Raw genomic sequence first — 17,712 nt, forward strand, 5'->3', positions numbered from 1 at the left:
GTGGCGTGGAGGCGTTCGGGGCGGCATGGCGGCGGTATCGCACGGAAGAAAGCCCACTGCTCGGGGATGCGCGGTGGCTGAACTCATCAGCCCCAAGCGCAACCGACGTGATCACCGCAGGTTCTGACGGACAGCCGACATCGTGAGAATTACGCGGATCGTGGCACCATGAAACGCCGTCCTCTTGGGCCTACCCATGGGGCCGTGAACTTCCTATCGTGGAGACCTGCGACGCGCCGGCCGAAACGGCGGCGCGCCCTCCTCTCCTCGACAGGTCCGCCAACATGAATGCCAACGACACCGGACTGACCGTACGCGCGGTCACGGAAAACGACTACGACCAGTGGCTGCCGCTGTGGGACGGCTACAACCGCTTCTACGGCCGCTTCGACGACACGGCCCTGCCGCTGCGGGTCACGCAGCTCACGTGGTCGCGCTTCTTCGACGGTTACGAACCCGTGCACGCGCTCGTCGCGGAGCGCGCCGGCCGGCTCGTCGGACTCGTGCATTTCCTGTATCACCGCAGCACGACACATATCGGGCCGACCTGCTACCTGCAGGACCTGTTCACGCTCGACAGCGAGCGCGGCAAAGGCGTCGGACGCGCGCTGATCGAAGCCGTGTACGGCGCCGCGCGCGCGCATCGCGCCGAACGCGTGTATTGGCAGACTCACGAGACGAACCACACGGCGATGCGGCTCTACGACACCGTCGCGGCAAAGCCGGGGGCTGTGCTTTATCGGAAGGAGTTGTCGCGCTGAGCGGAACGGCGAGAGGCGAGCAAGTGCCATCTCGTGGATTGCGCTACCCGATTGAAGGCCGTGATCCCGTTCGGGAACAGCCGTTTCGGCAAATCCGATAGCCCCGGGGATACAAGTTCATCCTTTCGGTCGATTTGTGTGTCCTCGGGGCGACCCATTCACGCTACCGGCCGCGCCTTGATCCAAAGAAACAGCGGCACGCGCGCCCACTGCTTCAACTGGTCCGTATCGGCCTGGTCAGGCGGGGGCTCGCGCAGCGACACGATCGCGAACCCGGCCGCTTCCAGCGCCTCCATGTATGCCTGCAGCGGCAGCGACCAGCCCGCGAAGTGCATCGACAGCCCGTCGCGCGTTTCCACGCCATCGAAATGCTCGCGCCCGAAATAGCTGCCCTTCAGCACGAACGGCGCATCGGGTTGCGGCCCCGCGAAGCCGCCGCGATCGCGGAACGGATGGACGAGCGAGATGAACAGCGTCCCGCCCGGCTTCAGCACGCGGCGCGCTTCATTCAACGCGCGCTGCATGTCGTCGAGATCCATCAGCACGTTGTACGCCATCACGAGATCGAAGCTGGCCGCGTCGAACGGCAGGGACGCCGCATCGGCCAGCTCGTAGCGATGCGCGGAATCCGCGTGACGCGCGGCGTCGAGCATCGCGGGCACCACGTCGGTCGCGGTCACGTCGTAGCCGAGCGCCTTCAGCTCGCGGCTCACGCGGCCTTCGCCGCAGCCGATTTCCAGCGCGCGGCCGGTGTCGCGGCCGATATAGGCGGCGAGCCCCGCGCGGTATTTCCAGAACGCGTCGTGCCCCGGCTTGCCGGCCCAGCCGATCCATTGGTCGGCGACCTGTGTCCAGTGCTCCGTGATGGCTTTCGTGTCGGTCATGTGCGGTCCCGCCCGGTGTGCGTCGTTGGCTCAGGATGCGCATGGTAAGCCGAAGCGGCCAAACGCGTGAGCGGGGTGCGCCGCGCGGCCGGTTTCCGTTTACGGCGGCGACGTTCTACAGTGACATAAAACAATCCGCGCCGCCGCGCGTCGCTGCCGCTCGACGATGCGCACCCGATTCCGAGGACATCCCATGCCGAGCATCCTGGCCGCGCCCGCCAACCTCCCCCCGAGCCCCGTCGCGGCCGAAACGCGCATGGTGCATGACGTCGCGACGCTGAAGCCGTCCGACTACCGTGCGGCGAACGGCGTGTCGTGGGTCATCTCCACCGTCACGCCGGCCGCGGACAGCGGCACGAACGTGACCGGCACGACCTACTTCGACACCGCGAAAGGCCAGGCCGTACCGGTGCCCGACGCGCGACGCCGCTATGTGAATCGCGGCACGTGGCAGGTCGTCGCGAGTTCGAGCCCTTCCGTGCCCGCCACCGGCCGCTACGACTGGCTGACGCTCGCGTGGCTGCCGATCAACCGGCGGCCGCTGCCGCAAACGCCCGAGCACCTGTATTCGCCGTTCATTCGAGGCGGCACGATCGTGTATCGATGGAACCCGGCCGCGGAAGGCGGCGAGCAGTTCGGCAACGTGCGGATGATCTTTCCGGAATGGACGCAGCAGGTGGCCGATGCGCTGCGGGCCGCTTCGGCAGCGTCGCCGGGCGGGGCGAGCGCGTCGGCCGTATCGTCGGCACTCGATCGACTGAAAGCGGACGCGAATCCGATGACCGCCGTGCTCGACTTCAGCGATGCACTGCGCGATGAACCGGTGGAGCGAATCGTCGCGAGGCTGCCGGGGCTGCTGCGGGTGAAAGATCTGCACGAGCTGTCGGCGATCGTGTTCCTGTGCCTCGCCGGATCACGCGCCGAAGACCGGCCGCGCTTCACGGAAATGATCAACGGCTCGATTGCGTCGACCGACGACACCACGCGCCTGCTCGCGATCGCGTATGGCGCATTCGCGGCCGGCCGGGCGCGGCCTTATCCGTTCAACGATGCGGGGCAGACGGCGCGGATCAACGACGTGTTCGGGGCGTTGAAGCGGCGGACAGCGGCGCTCGGCGTGCCGGTTGCACAAGGCTCGCCGTGGTACGAGTTCTTCACTGCCTATCGGCTCGGCGGGGCGGTGTCCGGTACCGGGCAATGAGTGGACGCGGCGGCCCGCGCCGCGACGGCAAGCCCCGCTCGCGGGTGTGAGAAATCTTTCGCCACGCAGTCGCCGGCTACTTTCATGCACGCCAAACGCGGCGATGAAGCCATGCCGACTCGATCGCCGATTTATTCGACGTTTTGAATTGATTCGCCCGGTGTTAGATTTCCGCCCGGCCACAGAGCCATCTCCAATAACCCGAACTAAAAAAGACCAAATCATGAAATCTGTATTCCGTCATGCCGCTCTGGCATTGGTGACGATCGGCTTCCTCTCGGGCTGCGCGAGCAGCGTGACACGCGACGCCGGCGATCAGGCAGGGGCCATCGCGACGGCATCGATGCCCAAATTCGGCTCGAAACCCGTGATCGTGCAAGTCATGCTCGACCATGCCGCCCAGGAAGCGCTGAAAGACAATCTGAAATTCAGCCCCGAGAATCTGAAAGGGAAAATCGAAAGCGCACTGGCGGCACGCAAGCTGCTGGCAACGGCCGGTTCGACCGATGCGATGCACCTGAACGTCGAAGTCAACGACATTCGCGTGCGCTCGAGCTTCACGGCGGTAATGTTCGGCTTCATGGCGGGCAACGATCACGTTAACGGCACCGTGACGCTCACCGACGCCGACAATCACCCGGTCGACCGCTTCAAGGTGTCGGCGTCGTATGCGCTCGGCGGCATCGCCGGCATCGACAGCCTGCGCCTGGACTGGCTGTACGAGAAATTCACCGAGAAGACGCTCGCGACGCTCGATCCGGCGGCCGCGGCCACACAGGCCGACGCGGCACCGGCAGCGTCGAAGAAGCTGTAAGACCCGCCGCCCGACGGATCGCGGATCCGCGGTCCGTCGGGCAACGGCCGTGAATCACATGCCACCGCCAGCGAATGGTCTCGTCGGTCGCGAACCAAGCGTCATGCAATGCGCGAGTGAATGCCCGGTGCTCGCATCTGGCAGCGGTCCTATTCCGTTGAATCAGCCGATATGATCGGATCACGGCCGCGCCCACCGGCCGCCACCGGGCATTCACGCCCGCACGCGCGACGATAAAAAATCGGCCGCTCCGGGGGAGCAGAGCGGCCGTCAAGGAGAGATCCCTGTTCGGGATACCGGAGGACACCACACCACACCACACCGGCCTGAATATTGTTGATGAACGCCATTCCGCTGACCATCAGACCGGTCTGATTTTCAGACGGCCTGCCCGCCTGAAAATCGCGGCGTCCTGAGCCTGCCTCCTCCATCGAATCCGCAACGCGCCGTTACGTTCTCGACGGGAACCCCCATCCGCGGCAACCTGTCGAATCGCCGCACGACCGTCGACGGCTTCATCGCCGTGGCGGACAATCCCCTCTCCAGCCCCGCTCGATCACGTTCCCCCTTTCATGCTGAGCATTGGTCCCTTCTCGATCCGAGTCGTCGCGGTAGCCGTCGCCGCGCTGTTGGCGTGGCTCGTCGCACGCTTCATCCAGCGCCGCCCGCCGGACGGACATCACAAGACCGCACCGAGCCTGATCCTCGATGCGTTGCTGTTCGGCCTGCTCGCCGCGCGTATCGGCTATGTCGCGCAGTGGTGGCACGAATACGCCGCCGCGCCGCGCTCGATCATCGCGCTCGGCGACGGCGGTTTCGACTGGCGCATCGGCCTCGCGGCGGGAATCGTGTTCGCGGGCTGGCGCCTGCGCCGCCTGCCCGCGCTGCGTCGCCCGGTGATGGCCGGCATGCTCGCCGGTGTGGCCGCATGGGGGATCGCGCAGGGCACGCTCGCCACGTTGCAGCACGGCGCGCCGCCGCTCGCCGCGTTGCAGCTCGAAGCACTCGACGCCACGCCGGTGCCGGTGCAGCGCTTCGCGGGCAAGCCCGTCGTCGTGAACCTGTGGGCCACGTGGTGCCCGCCGTGCCAGCGCGAAATGCCGATCCTCGCGCAAGCGCAGCAGGATCATCCGGGGATGACGGTGCTGATGGTCAACCAGGGCGAAGACGCGCAAGCGGTGCGCGCATTCCTCGAGCAGAAAGGGCTGCGGTTCGACCACGTGCTGCTCGATCGCACGCTGCGCGCGATGAAAACCTACGGATCGCGCGGGCTGCCGACGACGCTCTTCTTCGACGCGAAGGGCAATCTCGTCGAATCGCACATGGGCGAGATCTCCGCCGCGCGGCTGAAGGATGCCGTGGCGGACCGTTTCGGCCAGTAACGCGCGTCGGCCGAGAAACGTCGGGCCCCGCGTCGCCATCTCCGCGCGTCGACCGCGGCCGGCCCGGTCCGGCGATGTGTCGGCGCATGGGCACGCTGCACGTGCACGACCGGATCGACGCTGCGACCAGCATGGCGCCGAAATCAGACATGTCCGATTGGCCGGTCCGGACGTCGTCCGTAAACTCGGGCGCATGATGACCCCGATCCAGTCCACCTTCGACGCGCTGCGCGGCACCGTCGCGCGCTACACCCACCGCCCCGCGTTCCTCCGCAACCTCGACGTCGCGGTGCTTGCGCTGATCGTCGCGAGCGTGCTCGTCGTGATGGCCGACAGCGTGCATGACCTGCACGAACGATACGGCCACGCACTCTATGCAGCCGAATGGGCGTTCACGCTGCTCTTCACGGTCGAATACGTGGTGCGACTGCTGTCCGCACCGAAGCCGCTTCAGTACGCGCGCAGCTTTTTCGGGATCGTCGATCTCGTGTCGGTCCTGCCGACCTATCTCGCGTTCTTCTTCCCCGGCCTGCATGCGCTGATCGACGTACGGCTGCTCCGGCTGCTACGCGTGTTCCGCATCCTCGGGCTGTCGATCTATCTCGAGGAAGGGCAGATGCTGATGCGGGCACTGGCCCGCGCGCGGCGCAAGATCTTCGTGTTCATCGGCGGGATGTTCGTGCTGACGGTGATTCTCGGCACCGTGATCTTTCTCGTCGAAGGGCCGGAGAACGGCATCACGAGCATTCCGGTGGGCGTGTACTGGGCAGCCGTGACGATGAGCACGACCGGCTACGGCGACCTGACGCCGCATACGCCGCTCGGCCGGCTCATCACGTCGTGCGCGATCCTGCTCGGCTACGGGATCATCGCGTTTCCCACCGGGATCATGGGCGCGGAGCTGGTGGCGTCGGCGCTGGAGCGCACGCGCGGCAACGCGCGGCCGACCGCGGGCAATGAATCGTGCTGCCCGCATTGCGGTGTCGCGCTGCCGGAGCGCGGCGCGAGCGACACGCCGCATTCAAAATAGGCCCCGTCCTATTCAGCTTCACCTCCCCTTGTTCGAAACTGGGTTCATCGAGCGGTTCGGTCGCTGCAGCGCCGGCCATCACGACACGCGATGCGCGCCGCGGATTCGCCGCTCGCCTTCCAGCCATTTCGATAAGGAGTTCCCATGATCATTCGATCGACCCTGGTGACGCTCGCCGCCACGCTGACCACCGCCGCTTCCGCGCAAGTCCTTCAGGAGAAGAACCTGTCGCTGACCCTCGCGACCGAAATCGCGCAGCAGACCATTCAGGCCTGCTCGGCCAGCGGCTACAACGTGGCCGTCACCGTCGTCGACCGCAGCGGCATCCCACGCGCGATGCTGCGTGCCGACCATGCCGGCCTGCATACGGTGGATGCGTCGCAACGCAAGGCTTACACGGCGCTGTCGACGAAAACACCGACCGGTACGCTCGCCACGAACCTGCAGAAGAACCCCGCCGCCGCGCAGATGACGGCCATCGACGGGTTCCTCGTGCTGGGCGGCGGCGTGCCGATCAAGGCCGGCGACGAAGTGATCGGCGCGGTCGGTGTGGGCGGCGCGCCGGGCGGGCATCTCGATGAAGCCTGTGCGCAGCAGGGGATCACGCGCGTTCAGGCGAAGTTGCTGTAACGGCTACGCCCGGATTCCGGCAAGTCGAACCGGCAACGCAACGTTACGACGCCGGTTCCGGGCGCCGCCGTCGAATGTCTGCCATGCCGGACCGTGTCCCGCCCAGCGCGGCCAGACGTCTGGCGGCCTGGACACGCACCAGCGTGTTGATGACCTCCCGCAACAACTCCGCTTCGTTCACCCCTGGTCCGGCCGTTTGCACGGCCTTCGCAAAGAGATCGCCGTCGATCGTCACGGTGAGCCGCATGGCCTGCCCCTCATCCCGCCTCATCCCGCCTGCCCGCCGAGCGTCTGCGCGAACGCCGCCAGCCCCGTCAACATGATCTGCACGCCCACGCACAACAGCAGGAACGCCGACACCCGCATCGCCACTTTCGTCCCTTCGCTGCCGAGATAGCGCGCGAGCGTCGTCGCGCGGCTGTAGATCTGCCAGATCGCGAACGCGACGAGTGCCGCGACCGCAACCGACACTACGCCCGACACCAGGTAATCCGCAGCCTTCCGCGCACGGTTCGCATGGAGCGCGATGCCGGCCGCGATCGAGCCGGGGCCGATCGTCAGCGGCACCGTGAGCGGGAAGAAGGCGCGCGACATCAGTTTCGGCAGATCGTCGCCGGGCGCACCGCTGTCGCCGCCCGGCACGTCGGGCGCGTTGAGCATCGACCAGCCGGCCACGGCCACCGCGAAGCCGCCGCCGATCCGCAGCGCTTCCATCGAAATCCCGAAGAAATTCAGCACCGGCGCACCGATGAAGAAGATCACGAGCAGCGTGAAGAACACGTTCGTCGCGAGCTTTTTCGACAGCGTCGCGCGCTCGGCCTCCGTCAGCGATTGCGTGCGTTCGAGAAACACGAACGCCATGCCGAACGGATTGATGATGCCGATCAGGCCGGTGAAGCCGAACAGAATTTCAGAGATCAGGCGGTCGACCGGCATCGCGATCGTGCTCCTCGGGAACGGACAGGAATAAAAAAAAGCGACCGGTCGAGATGACCGGCCGCCAGGAGGACACACCTCAAAGTCCGGCGCGCGCGGGGCGCGCCGATCCGCAGAACACCGATTGTCGAGGAAGCGCGGTGTACGGGAAATCAGTCGAGTCTGATTTTGCGGGACGATGGTCGACGTGATTCCCTCACATGAATGGCGCGAAGGGTCGCGCTGCATTTCGGGCGCACGCTGAAGAACACAAATCAAAAAAATGGCGGCCAGTCGTTACGAGCGGCCGCCCAAGAGGGGAGAAACTTCCACGAATCGTCGCGGCGCGTGATGTGGACGCACCGCATATCAGCCGCAACGTCGCTGCACCGACGTACTCCGGCGCAGCGACGCTGCCGTCCGGTCCAGGCGACTCAGTACCCGACCAGTCGCGTGTGGCTCGGCAGATCGACCGTGAGATCGGTGCCGCCCGCGTCCGTCTTCGTCGACGATGCGGCCGGCCGTGCCGTGTCGCGCGTCGCCGCGAGCCAGTGCGTGAATTCGGCTGCGGTCATGCCGACCGCCTGTGCGGCGCTCGATGCCGGTGCAGCCGGTAGCGCATCGGCCGCCGTTGCCGCATGCTGCTCATGCGCCACTGCACCGTGAGCCGCAACCGCTCCGTTCTGCCCGGCACGCGCGCTCGGTGGCGTGCCACGCGCCGTCTTGCCCCGCAATGCGACCGCAGGCTGCGCCGCCGCGCGCGACTTCACGGCAACCGGCTTGCCCGCCGACGATGCACGGCCCGCAAGCGGTACCGGCTCGGCTGCCGCCACTTCCGCCACGACGGCATCCGACGCGACAACTATCGCAACGGCCACCGGTGCGCTCGCCGACGCATCCGCGCCGGCCTGCAACGCTCTGGATTCCGCGGAGACGGCTTGCGCCGCCGTCGTCACCCGCACATCCGTCGGTACCGGGCGATCCGCCGACACGATCGCCACTTCCGCCGGCCGACCCGTCGCGTGCGCCACCTCGGCTGCCGCGACAGCCGCCGTCGGCGCGACCGAAATCGCCGCCGCGTACGCGCTGCCGGGCGTCGCCACATGCTGGTGCTCGTCGAACACGTGTGTCGCCACCACGCACACCACGCCGAACATCGCGGTGGCCAGCAACGTCATCTTCCAGCGGCGGCGCAACGGATGCGGCCTGACCCATGCGCGGTTGTCCGAACCGAAATCCTCGGCACGAACCGGCCTGGCGGCCCTGGCCGCCTTCGTGCCGCGTGCCGGCGCGGCGGCCGGCACGCGCCGCTGGCCATGAATATCGAAAACGTACTGCCGCGCACGCCGGCTCGCCACGAACGGCCGACGTCGCCGGCCATACGGCGGCGGCACATCCGAGAACGGAAGCGCCAGCGGAATCGCGTAATGCCCGGTGATGTCCTGCATGCTCATGGTGTCGGCGACGTATCGCGCAGCTTCCGCCGCGGCAATCCGTACGTGCTCCTGTAGTTGAATGGTCGGCTTCGAGTATCGCCGTCGGGCCGCCGCCGGACAATCGGACCAGGCCGTATCGGACGCGGCATGCGGATCGGCCCAGTCCTACAGCCGTGTCAATCATCGTCAAGCGCATCGGCACGGTGTCCTGCAGCGTCCGGTTCGTTGCGATGGCCCCCCATCCTGTCGGCGTCGCTGAGAACCGGACGGTCGAATCCCTGCGGGGTGACGGCCTGCCTCGCGCTGCCCGCCGACTCAACTCCCGCGATACACCGACGCGTACCACGGCGTGCACAGCAGCGGCACGTGATAGTGCTGCGCCGGATCGGTCACGGTGAAACGCACGGGCACGATGTCCAGCAGCGCGTCCGGTACGTTGAAATGCTCGCCGAGATGAAACCGCAACTCGAACGTCCCGCTGCGCGCCAGATCGCCGTCGAGCATCGGCGCGTCATTGCGCCCGTCCGCGTTGCTGACGGCCCGCGCGACGAGCGCCGGCGGCCGTTCACCCAGGTCGAACAGTTCGATCCGCACGCCGGTGATCGGCTTGCCGCTGGTCACGTCCAGCAAGTGCGTGCTGATGCCAGCCGCCATGTCGCCCTCCATTTCTCGTTGTCGCGGCGGGCTCACGTACCGCGGTAATACGTGTAGTGCCACGGGCCGAACTGCACCGGCACGTGCAGCCGCTCATCGGCGCTTGCGATCCGGAACCGGATCGGCACCGTCGTCAGGAACGACGGCTTCGCCTCTTGCGCGCCGATCGCGCGATCGCGGTAATACGCGTCGACGTGCAGCAGCAGCGCGTACGACCCGACGCGATACGCATCACCTGCAAGCAACGCACCGCCCGTCCCGCCTCGCGCGTCGACGGTCGCGGTGCGCAGCAGCACCTCGCGTTCGCCGTCGAAGCGCGACAGCTCGACGCGCAGCCCTTCGGCCGGCACGCCATGCAGCATGTCGACGATGCGCACCGTCAGGTCGGGATGCGCATCGCGCCACTTGCCGCGCATTCCGCCCCACGCCGCGCCGGCCGGCGAGGCGTCAGCAGCACCAGCGGGCGTCGAAACCAGCGCACCGCCGCCCGCGAGCGCCGCCGTCGCCAGCACGAGCCTGCGGCGCCCCGTATCGATGACGTCCTTCATCTCCCCTGCCTCCTCGCGGATCGGTTCGATCCCGCGCTCAGAACCGGCCGCGCAACCCGATGAACACTTCGTTCGACGACAGCTTGGACTTCAGCTGTTCGTCACGCGCGTTGATGCGGTTCGCGAACGTGTTGAAACCCGTCTCGACGTTGCCCATGTCGACGTAGCGGTAGCCGAGATCGATCGAGAAACGCTTGTTGATCGCATAGCTGACGCCGGCGCCGGCCGAGTATGCGAGGTTCGTCTGCGTCTTCGACGCGAAGCGGCGCGAATCGTTGGTCTGCCAGCCGTCGGCCGACACGATCGCGACACCGATGCCGAGCGTGCCGTACACGGAGAAGCCGCGGCCGAGATCGAAATCCTTGTAGCCGTTCAGCATCAGGCGCTGCGCCGATACGTGGAATTCGTTCGCGTTCGCGTCGAACGGCGCCCAGTAGCTCGTGAAGTTGTTGGTGCGCTTGAACACGTACTCGCCTTCCGCGCGCCAGCCGTTGCCGAACTGGTAGCCGAGGCCGAGCGAGCCGGTGAGGTTCGAGCCCGTGTCCGGGCCGCCGACGCGGCTTGCCACGCGCGGGCTCGTCAGCTCCATGTTCACCGCGTTGTCGAACGCGCCGATGATGCGGCCCGTCGCGTAGTAGCCGGCGTCGCCGAGTTCGGCGGCCTTCTTCGTTTCCGGCGCGGCGACGGTGTCGGCGAAAGCGGCACCCGAGAACAGCAGGGCGAGCGTGGACGGCAGGGCAAAGCGCTTGATCATGATGGTTTCGATTCCTTGACGATGAGTGACTTGTCGGAGAAGCCGTCATCGTAGGAATCGCGCCGCGATCGTTGAACCCGTTCGGCTACGGGTTGCGCCTCCGTAGCGCTACGGAGGCGCAACGCCCGCGCTAGGGCGACGAGGCGCCCGCGAACGCCGCGTAATCGCGCACGAGCTCGACGAGCGACGCGGCCTGCAGCTTGTCGAACACGTTCGCGCGATAGGTCTCGACGGTGCGCGGCGACAGCCCGAGCTCGCGCGCGATCTCCTTGTTGCTCCAGCCGCGCACGATGCCGTCGAGCACTTCCCGTTCGCGCACGCTCAGCGTCGCGATGCGCGCCGCGCGCGCCGGGTCCGTGCCGGCGTGCGCAACTTGTTCGCGCTCCGCCGCGTGCCGGCGGATCGCCTGCTGGACCGCGTCGATCAGTTCGTCGTCGTCCGCCGGCTTGCGCAGGAAGTCGAGCGCGCCGCGCTTGAACGCGCGCCGGCACGCGTCGATGTTGCCGTGGCCCGTCATCACGATCGCGGGCAGGTCGCGGCGCGCGCGCAGCTCGTCGAGTGCGTCGAGGCCGCTCATCCCCGGCATCCGGATATCGAGCAGCACGCAGCCGAGCGCTGCATCGTCGGCATCGACGAGGAATGCCTGCGCATCCGAGTAGCAACGCGTAGGCAGGCCGACGGAGCGCAACAGCAACGCGAGGCCGTCGCGCACGGCTTCGTCATCGTCGACGATCGCGACGACCGACGCGTCGGGTAGCCCATTCAACGGTTCGCTCACGCGACCTCCTTTTCTGTCAGCGGCAACAGCAGCGTGGCTTCGACGCCGCCCGCCGGTAAATTGCGCACCGTCAGCGTGCCGTCCTGCCGCTGTGCGAGCGTGTCGCACAGCGGCAGCCCGAGGCCGAGCCCGTGCGTACGCGTCGTGAAAAACGGCTCGAACAGGCGCGGCAGCGCATCGTCCGGCACGCCGGGGCCGTTGTCGACGACGCTGAAGCGGTAATGCCGGCCGACCCGCGCACCGCTCACGCGAATCTCGCCGCGCGGTGTGCCGGCGAGCGCATCGCGCGCGTTCTGGATCAGGTTGTGCAGGATCTGTTCAACCGCGACCTGTTCGGCGAACGGGCGCTCGCGCGGCGCCGCGTTGTGCCAGCCGAGCGCGACGTGCTCGCGCGCGCAATCGTCGCGGTACAGGAACAGCAGCATGTTCATCACCGCATCCGGATCGATCGGATCGCGCTGGCCGGCGCACGCGGACGTCACCGCCGCGCGCAGCCGCTCCAGGATCGCGGCCGCGCGCTTCGCCTGCGCGACGCTCGTCTGCAGCGCGCGGCGCACGCTGTCGTGTTCGGCCGGCCGATCGAGCAGGCGCTCGGCCGCACGCGTGTGCGTGACGATCGCCGTGAGCGGCTGGTTCAGCTCGTGCGCGAGGCCGGCCGCCATTTCGCCGAAGGTGTCGAGCCGGCCGAAGCGGTCGAGCCGGGCGCGGGCATCTTCGCGGCGGCGCGCCTCGCGCAGCCGCCATGCGCCGAGCGCCCCCGCGACGAGCAGCACGGCCACCGCGTTCCACAACGCGATCGGCAGCCACGGCAGATCCGCGACCGTCAGCGTGCGCGTCGTGCGCAGCACGAACGCCTGCGGCTGCGCGGGCAGGTGCTTCTCCAGATGCATCGTCCAGCCGGGCAGCGCGCCATCGACCGCATGCGACAGCAAGTCGATACGACGATCACGCAACTCCAGCACCGCCGATGAGATCGCCGACGACCAGTCACCCGGCGGGATCATCTGGCGTGGGTCGACCCGCACGGCCCAGCCGGAATTGGCCACCAGCCAGTACGCGGCGGGGCCGTCGAACATCAACGCGAACGGCTTGCCGGGCCTCGGCTGCGGCGTCATGGCGGGCGCGGGCCCACCGTCGGCCTGCCAGCCGGCGCCGTGCCGCCAGTACGCGAGCCCGTCGAGCTGCGGCATGCGTTCGCGCAGGTTGTCGAGCATGTGCGCGGGCGGCGCCGCAAGCGACGAGGCGCCGAGCGTCGCGAGAATCGCCTCGTGCTGCGCGGCCTTCTGCGCGAGCAGGCGGATCGTGATGCTGGAATCCTGGAAGAAGCGGCCGTATGCGTCGGAGACGGCGCGCGAGATGACGAACGCCGTGCCGGCGAGGCTGAGTGCGAGCCAGGCAAGCAGCGCGACGAGTCGGACGGAAGGTTTCATGAGCAGGAACGGTTCGGCAATGGATGACGCATCTCGAGCGGCGCGGTGCGGTGAACGGCCGACGCGATACGGCGAACACGCGCAGACACGGCGCTCGGCACGGGCCTCCCGCCGCCACGCGCGACGGTCTCCATTGTCGGCAAGTCCGCACAGCCTGTGGTCCGAACTCCGTTATGTTTCCTGTCAGCCCCGTCCCAAACATGGCGCTCACCGGCAATGCCGCCTGCAATTTCAGACCGGTCTGATTCTCTTCACACTCCGAACCGACCACAATCGGCTTGCTTGTTCTCCGTGGCCTCCGGGAGTACAGGCTCCATAGTCGATATTTTCCCGCCCTCACCGGCGGGACTTTTTTTTAACGGCATCGCGCCGCTACCGCCCGGAACCCGTCCGGCCATGATCCCGCTTACGTTCATCCGATCGCGAACGCACACCGCGACCGCACCGCGCCGGCTTCGCCCTTCCGCATCGTGATCGACACGCCCTCCACTTCCATCGCGATCCTGACGATCGACCACCCGAGCCGCGGCGCGTTCGACGATCGCCTGCGCCGCGCGGGCTACGGCTACGACCGGCTGCGCATCGACGACATCCTGCGCAAGTCGGGCTACCGTCCTGCGCGCTTCGAGTATCTGTCCGACCTGCTCGCGACCTGCGACACGCAGTCGTTCGACCTGTTCATCGTGCAGTGCGAAACGGCCTGCCGCCGCACGCTCGACGCGATCCGCACGCTGCGCGCGCGCTTTGCCGGCACGGTCGCGATCGTGTCGATCAGCCAGCGCGATGCCGACGCGTCGCGCAGCGCGTGTTTCATGGCCGGCTCGAACGAGCACCTGCCCTACGTGTCGCCCGCCGACACGCTGATCGCGAGCATCGCGACGTGGCTCAGGTGGTCGCATCACCGCGCGACGCACCATCGCCACTGGCGGGTCGGCTGCTTCGAATTCGACGCGGCCACGCGCAGCGTGTGCGTCGCCGGGCGCGAGCACGTGCTGACCGAGAAGCACTTCCAGATCGCCACCGCATTCTTCCTGAACCTGGGCCGCGCGCTCGACCGTGCGCACGTGAGCCAGCTCGTGTGGGGCTCGCTCGTCGCATCGCAGAGCCGGCGGCTCGATACGCACGTCGCCTACCTGCGCGACCGGCTCGAACTCGACGGCCGGCACGGCGTGAAGATGATGACGATGTACGGCTTCGGGTACCGGCTCGTGACATGCGAGCCCGTGACACCTTCCCCGGACGCACCCGCCGCGGAACGATAGTCGCGCCACCGCGCGCGTTGCACGCCCTCGCAAGCCTGACAGGCCCCATTGCGCGCTGATCGGACTCCATTATCATGGGGGCACCTTGGCCGACCGCCCCGCCTCCGATGGACCACCGCGCCGCACCCGATCGTTCCCGCCCCGCTGTCGGGCCGGCCACCGACTCCACGCCGGCCGGACGCCGCCAGCGCGCGCTGCTGTATGGCGGCGGCGTCGCCGTGACCGTCGCGATCCTGCTCGCGAGCGGATTGATGCTCTACACGATGGCGCGCGAGGCGATCCAGGCACGCTATACGGGGTTCGGCGTGCGGCATTTCCTCGTTCAGTTCGAATTCAAGGTGCGCACGACCGGCATGGACATGCTCACCGCCCACGACGAAAGCGTGTGGCACGCGCGTGCGACCGATCCTGCCGCCGTCGCCGCGCTGGCCGCCGGAAACGGGCGGCTCGAGCTGCGCGACAACCCGACATTCCCGTCGATGCTCGTGCTCGCCGACCTGTCGGCAGAGCGGCCGGCCGCGTCCTATGCACGCTACCTCGCGATGGCGAGCGACATGAGCTACCGGGTCGGCGCATACGTCGCAAAGCAGGACGCGGGCCGGCCCGTGGCCGGCTACGCGTACAGCCCCGACCGCCGCTTCGCAATGGTGATTCCCAGCCCCGAACCCGGCACGGCCCCGGCCGATTCTGCACCCGCGCCCGCGTCGGCGCTGCTCGCACAGGTCGCCACCGATCTCGATACACCTGCGCCGCGTCGGTTCGTGTGGCATGCACCCGCGTATGACCCGGTGCAGCGCCGCGACGTATTCCGGATCGTCGGCGCCGCATACGACAACGGCGTGCCGCTCGAAGTGCTCGTCTCGACACTGCCCGTCGACGTGCTGCGCACGCGGCTCACCACCGACGATCCGTCCAGCGCGGCAATCATCGCGGATGCGCACGGCGCCACGCTGCTGCGCGTGGGCGCCGCCGTACACGACGCCGCGACGGTCGCGGCGCTGCAGCGCCTCGGCGCACGTACGCGCCCGACGAACGGCAACGGCACGCGCACCGCGTACGGCGACGGCCTGTTCGCGCTGAGCCAGCCGATCCCCGAAACCGGGTGGACGCTCGTGCAAGCCTTCACGCTGCGCTCGCTGCTCGCGACGCTCGGCCTGCGCGCGGGTGGGTACACCGCGCTGATGCTGGCCGTAATCGCACTGGTGTGGTGGCTGCTCGTGCGCTTCGACCGCCGCGTGCTGAAGCCCGACGAAGCGCGCCGCCGACGCACGATCGAAAGCGAGAACCTGAACCGCACGATCGTCGAGGCCGCGCCGTCCGGTATTGCACTGCTGTCGCTCGCCGACGGCACGGTGCTGCTGCAGAACGACACCATGCGTGACTACGACGCGCGCCGCGCCGGTGAGCCGTCGCTGCCGGCGAGGCTGCTCGAGCGCTTTGACCGCACGGCCGATCCCGATACGTGGCAGTCCGGCCTGCACGTCGCGCTGCCCACCGCAGGCGGCGACCCGATCGACCTGCTCGTCAGCCTGGTGCGCACGCGCTACCGCGACGCGGACGTCGTGCTCGCCAACTTCTCCGACATCACGTCGCAGAAGAACGTCGAACGCGAACTCGACAACGCGCGGCAGGCGGCCGACGCGGCGAACAATGCGAAGTCGGCCTTCCTCGCGACGATGAGCCACGAGATCCGCACGCCGCTGAACGCGATCCTCGGCAATCTCGAACTGATCGGCCGCGAGCCTCTGGCCGATACGCAGCGTGAACGGTTGCACACGGTCGAAGGCGCTTCATCGGTGCTGCTCGACCTGATCAACGACATCCTCGACCTGTCGAAGATCGAAGCCGGCCAGATGACGATCGAGGCGATCCCGTTCGATCTTGCGGACACGATCCGGCAGACCGGCGCGATGTTCGAGCCGCTCGCCGCCGCGAAGGGGCTGCAGTTCGACGTGTTCGTCGACGATGCGCTGCCCGCGCGCTACCTCGGCGACCCGACGCGGATCCGGCAGATCGCGGCCAACCTGCTCGGCAACGCGATCAAGTTCACGAACCACGGAGAGGTCACGCTCGAGGTGTACCTGCGCGACGACACCGATCCGGATTCGCCGATCGCGATCGGTGTGAGCGACACGGGCATCGGGATGACCGACGAACAGCGTGCGACGCTGTTCCGCCCGTTCACGCAGGCCGACACGTCGATCACGCGGCGCTACGGCGGCACGGGCCTCGGGCTCGCGCTGACGAAGCAGCTCACGCAGATGATGCACGGCACGATCGACGTGAAGAGCGAAGCCGGCCACGGCAGCACGTTCGTCGTCACGTTGCCGTTGAAGCCGGCGACGGGCGAGCAGATCGCCGCGCAGGACGCGCAGCATGCCGACGATGCCGCGGCGCTGCCGGCGGTCGCCGCGCGCGTGCTGGTGGTGGACGATCATCCGGTGAACCGCAAGCTGCTGCAGGGGCAGCTCGTCACGCTCGGCTATGCGGCGGATGCGGCCGAGGAAGGGGCGTCGGCGCTGCGGCGCTGTACCGATACGCGCTACGACCTCGTGATGACCGATCTCAACATGCCGGGGATGGACGGCTATACGCTCGCCCGCGTGCTGCGTGCGCAGTATCCGGAGTTGCCGGTGGTGGCCGTCACCGCGCATGCGAGTGTAGCCGAGCATGCGCGCTGTGCGGAAGCGGGGATCGTCGCGGTGCTGGTGAAGCCGGTGCTGCTGGAGACGATCGATCGCACCGTACGGCGGCATGCGCATGCGGTGCCTGCACGGGCGGCGGCCGCGCGCGCGCTCGTCGACCTGGCCGAAGGCCCGCTGCCGCCGGACGTGCATGCGCTGCTCGAAACGAGCCTGACGCAGTCGCTGGCGGGCGCGCGCGATGCAGTTGCCCGCAATGACATCAACGCGCTGCGCCACGAACTGCATTCGCTGCGCGGCGCGTTCGCGACGATTCATGAGCATGCGGTAGCCGATGCGGTCGGTGCATTGCAAGCGCTCGTGCATGAAGGTGATTTGACGTCGTTCGATGCACGGCTCGCGGAGGCGGAAAGCCTCGCGAGGGACGCGCTGCGGCGGCGTGCGACGCGGGCGCCATCGGTCTGAAGACCTTGCGGCCGGCGGCATGGCCCGCCGGTTTTTCCTTTTATCAGCCCCTGCCTTTCCGTTCGGACCCGGCCCGAAACGCGCCTGCATGCGTGTAGGACCCAGCCTACGAAATCGCTATCTCGA

17 protein-coding genes are annotated in these 17,712 nt (G+C 67.9%); 8 read left to right on the top strand and 9 right to left on the bottom strand.

Going from position 1 to position 17,712, the window contains the following annotated elements; genetic code table 11:
• The first annotated feature begins 284 nt into the window (after positions 1-284).
• Positions 285-761: a GNAT family N-acetyltransferase gene (locus C5O79_RS26135; protein WP_122474698.1), complete on the top strand. Its 477-nt coding sequence runs from the start codon at positions 285-287 to the stop codon at positions 759-761.
• Between the two features lie 158 nt (positions 762-919).
• Here the strand turns inward: C5O79_RS26135 and C5O79_RS26140 are convergent, their stop codons facing one another.
• Positions 920-1,645 carry a class I SAM-dependent methyltransferase gene (locus tag C5O79_RS26140; protein WP_047851951.1) on the bottom strand — a complete coding sequence of 242 codons (726 nt, stop codon included), beginning with the start codon at positions 1,643-1,645 and terminating at the stop codon, positions 920-922.
• 193 nt (positions 1,646-1,838) lie between these two features.
• Between C5O79_RS26140 and C5O79_RS26145 the strand changes: the two genes are divergently transcribed.
• The 5 genes from C5O79_RS26145 (at position 1,839) to C5O79_RS26165 (ending at position 6,702) form a co-directional block, all read left to right on the top strand.
• Entirely contained in the window at positions 1,839-2,846 is a 1,008-nt protein-coding gene (locus C5O79_RS26145; protein WP_122474697.1) for a hypothetical protein, read from the top strand.
• 223 nt (positions 2,847-3,069) lie between these two features.
• Complete coding sequence (locus C5O79_RS26150) at positions 3,070-3,660, top strand: DUF4410 domain-containing protein (RefSeq protein ID WP_122474696.1); 591 nt, start codon at positions 3,070-3,072, stop codon at positions 3,658-3,660.
• Between the two features lie 572 nt (positions 3,661-4,232).
• Positions 4,233-5,042: a TlpA disulfide reductase family protein gene (locus C5O79_RS26155; RefSeq protein WP_039369680.1), complete on the top strand. Its 810-nt coding sequence runs from the start codon at positions 4,233-4,235 to the stop codon at positions 5,040-5,042.
• 193 nt (positions 5,043-5,235) lie between these two features.
• Positions 5,236-6,072, top strand: coding sequence for an ion transporter (locus C5O79_RS26160; RefSeq protein WP_122474695.1), 837 nt, complete (start codon positions 5,236-5,238; stop codon positions 6,070-6,072).
• A 144-nt stretch (positions 6,073-6,216) separates the two neighbouring features.
• Positions 6,217-6,702 (top strand): heme-binding protein, encoded by a 486-nt coding sequence (locus C5O79_RS26165; RefSeq protein ID WP_122474694.1) that lies wholly within the window; start codon positions 6,217-6,219, stop codon positions 6,700-6,702.
• A 43-nt stretch (positions 6,703-6,745) separates the two neighbouring features.
• On the opposite strand, the gene C5O79_RS26170 is transcribed toward C5O79_RS26165, so the two are convergent.
• The 8 genes from C5O79_RS26170 to C5O79_RS26205 form a co-directional block, all read right to left on the bottom strand.
• Positions 6,746-6,949, bottom strand: a complete 204-nt coding sequence (locus C5O79_RS26170) for a type II toxin-antitoxin system VapB family antitoxin (RefSeq protein ID WP_122477275.1) — start codon at positions 6,947-6,949, stop codon at positions 6,746-6,748.
• Between the two features lie 20 nt (positions 6,950-6,969).
• A complete protein-coding gene (locus C5O79_RS26175) occupies positions 6,970-7,638 on the bottom strand; it encodes a MarC family protein (RefSeq protein WP_122474693.1) in 669 nt (222 codons plus the stop codon).
• A gap of 413 nt (positions 7,639-8,051) precedes the next feature.
• The gene (locus C5O79_RS26180) at positions 8,052-9,065 is read right to left on the bottom strand and encodes a serine protease (protein ID WP_236862358.1); all 1,014 of its coding nucleotides are present in this window, start codon (positions 9,063-9,065) and stop codon (positions 8,052-8,054) included.
• Positions 9,066-9,368: 303 nt separating this feature from the next.
• Positions 9,369-9,707, bottom strand: coding sequence for a hydroxyisourate hydrolase (gene uraH / locus C5O79_RS26185; protein ID WP_089497934.1), 339 nt, complete (start codon positions 9,705-9,707; stop codon positions 9,369-9,371).
• A gap of 32 nt (positions 9,708-9,739) precedes the next feature.
• The gene (locus C5O79_RS26190) at positions 9,740-10,255 is read right to left on the bottom strand and encodes a hydroxyisourate hydrolase (protein WP_122474691.1); all 516 of its coding nucleotides are present in this window, start codon (positions 10,253-10,255) and stop codon (positions 9,740-9,742) included.
• A gap of 37 nt (positions 10,256-10,292) precedes the next feature.
• Complete coding sequence (locus C5O79_RS26195) at positions 10,293-11,009, bottom strand: outer membrane beta-barrel protein (protein WP_039369668.1); 717 nt, start codon at positions 11,007-11,009, stop codon at positions 10,293-10,295.
• A gap of 130 nt (positions 11,010-11,139) precedes the next feature.
• On the bottom strand, positions 11,140-11,787 hold the full coding sequence (locus C5O79_RS26200; RefSeq protein WP_122474690.1) for a response regulator: 648 nt from the start codon (positions 11,785-11,787) through the stop codon (positions 11,140-11,142).
• On the bottom strand, positions 11,784-13,217 hold the full coding sequence (locus tag C5O79_RS26205) for an ATP-binding protein (RefSeq protein ID WP_122474689.1): 1,434 nt from the start codon (positions 13,215-13,217) through the stop codon (positions 11,784-11,786). The genes C5O79_RS26200 and C5O79_RS26205 overlap by 4 nt, the downstream gene beginning before the upstream one ends.
• Before the next feature lie 470 nt (positions 13,218-13,687).
• Between C5O79_RS26205 and C5O79_RS26210 the strand changes: the two genes are divergently transcribed.
• A complete protein-coding gene (locus C5O79_RS26210; RefSeq protein WP_077020652.1) occupies positions 13,688-14,479 on the top strand; it encodes a winged helix-turn-helix domain-containing protein in 792 nt (263 codons plus the stop codon).
• 107 nt (positions 14,480-14,586) lie between these two features.
• Positions 14,587-17,586, top strand: coding sequence for a sensor histidine kinase (locus tag C5O79_RS26215; protein ID WP_122474687.1), 3,000 nt, complete (start codon positions 14,587-14,589; stop codon positions 17,584-17,586).
• Positions 17,587-17,712: the final 126 nt, after the last annotated feature.

The organism is Burkholderia sp. SRS-25 (genome assembly GCF_004343765.1).
GTDB classification, from domain to species: domain Bacteria; phylum Pseudomonadota; class Gammaproteobacteria; order Burkholderiales; family Burkholderiaceae; genus Burkholderia; species Burkholderia contaminans.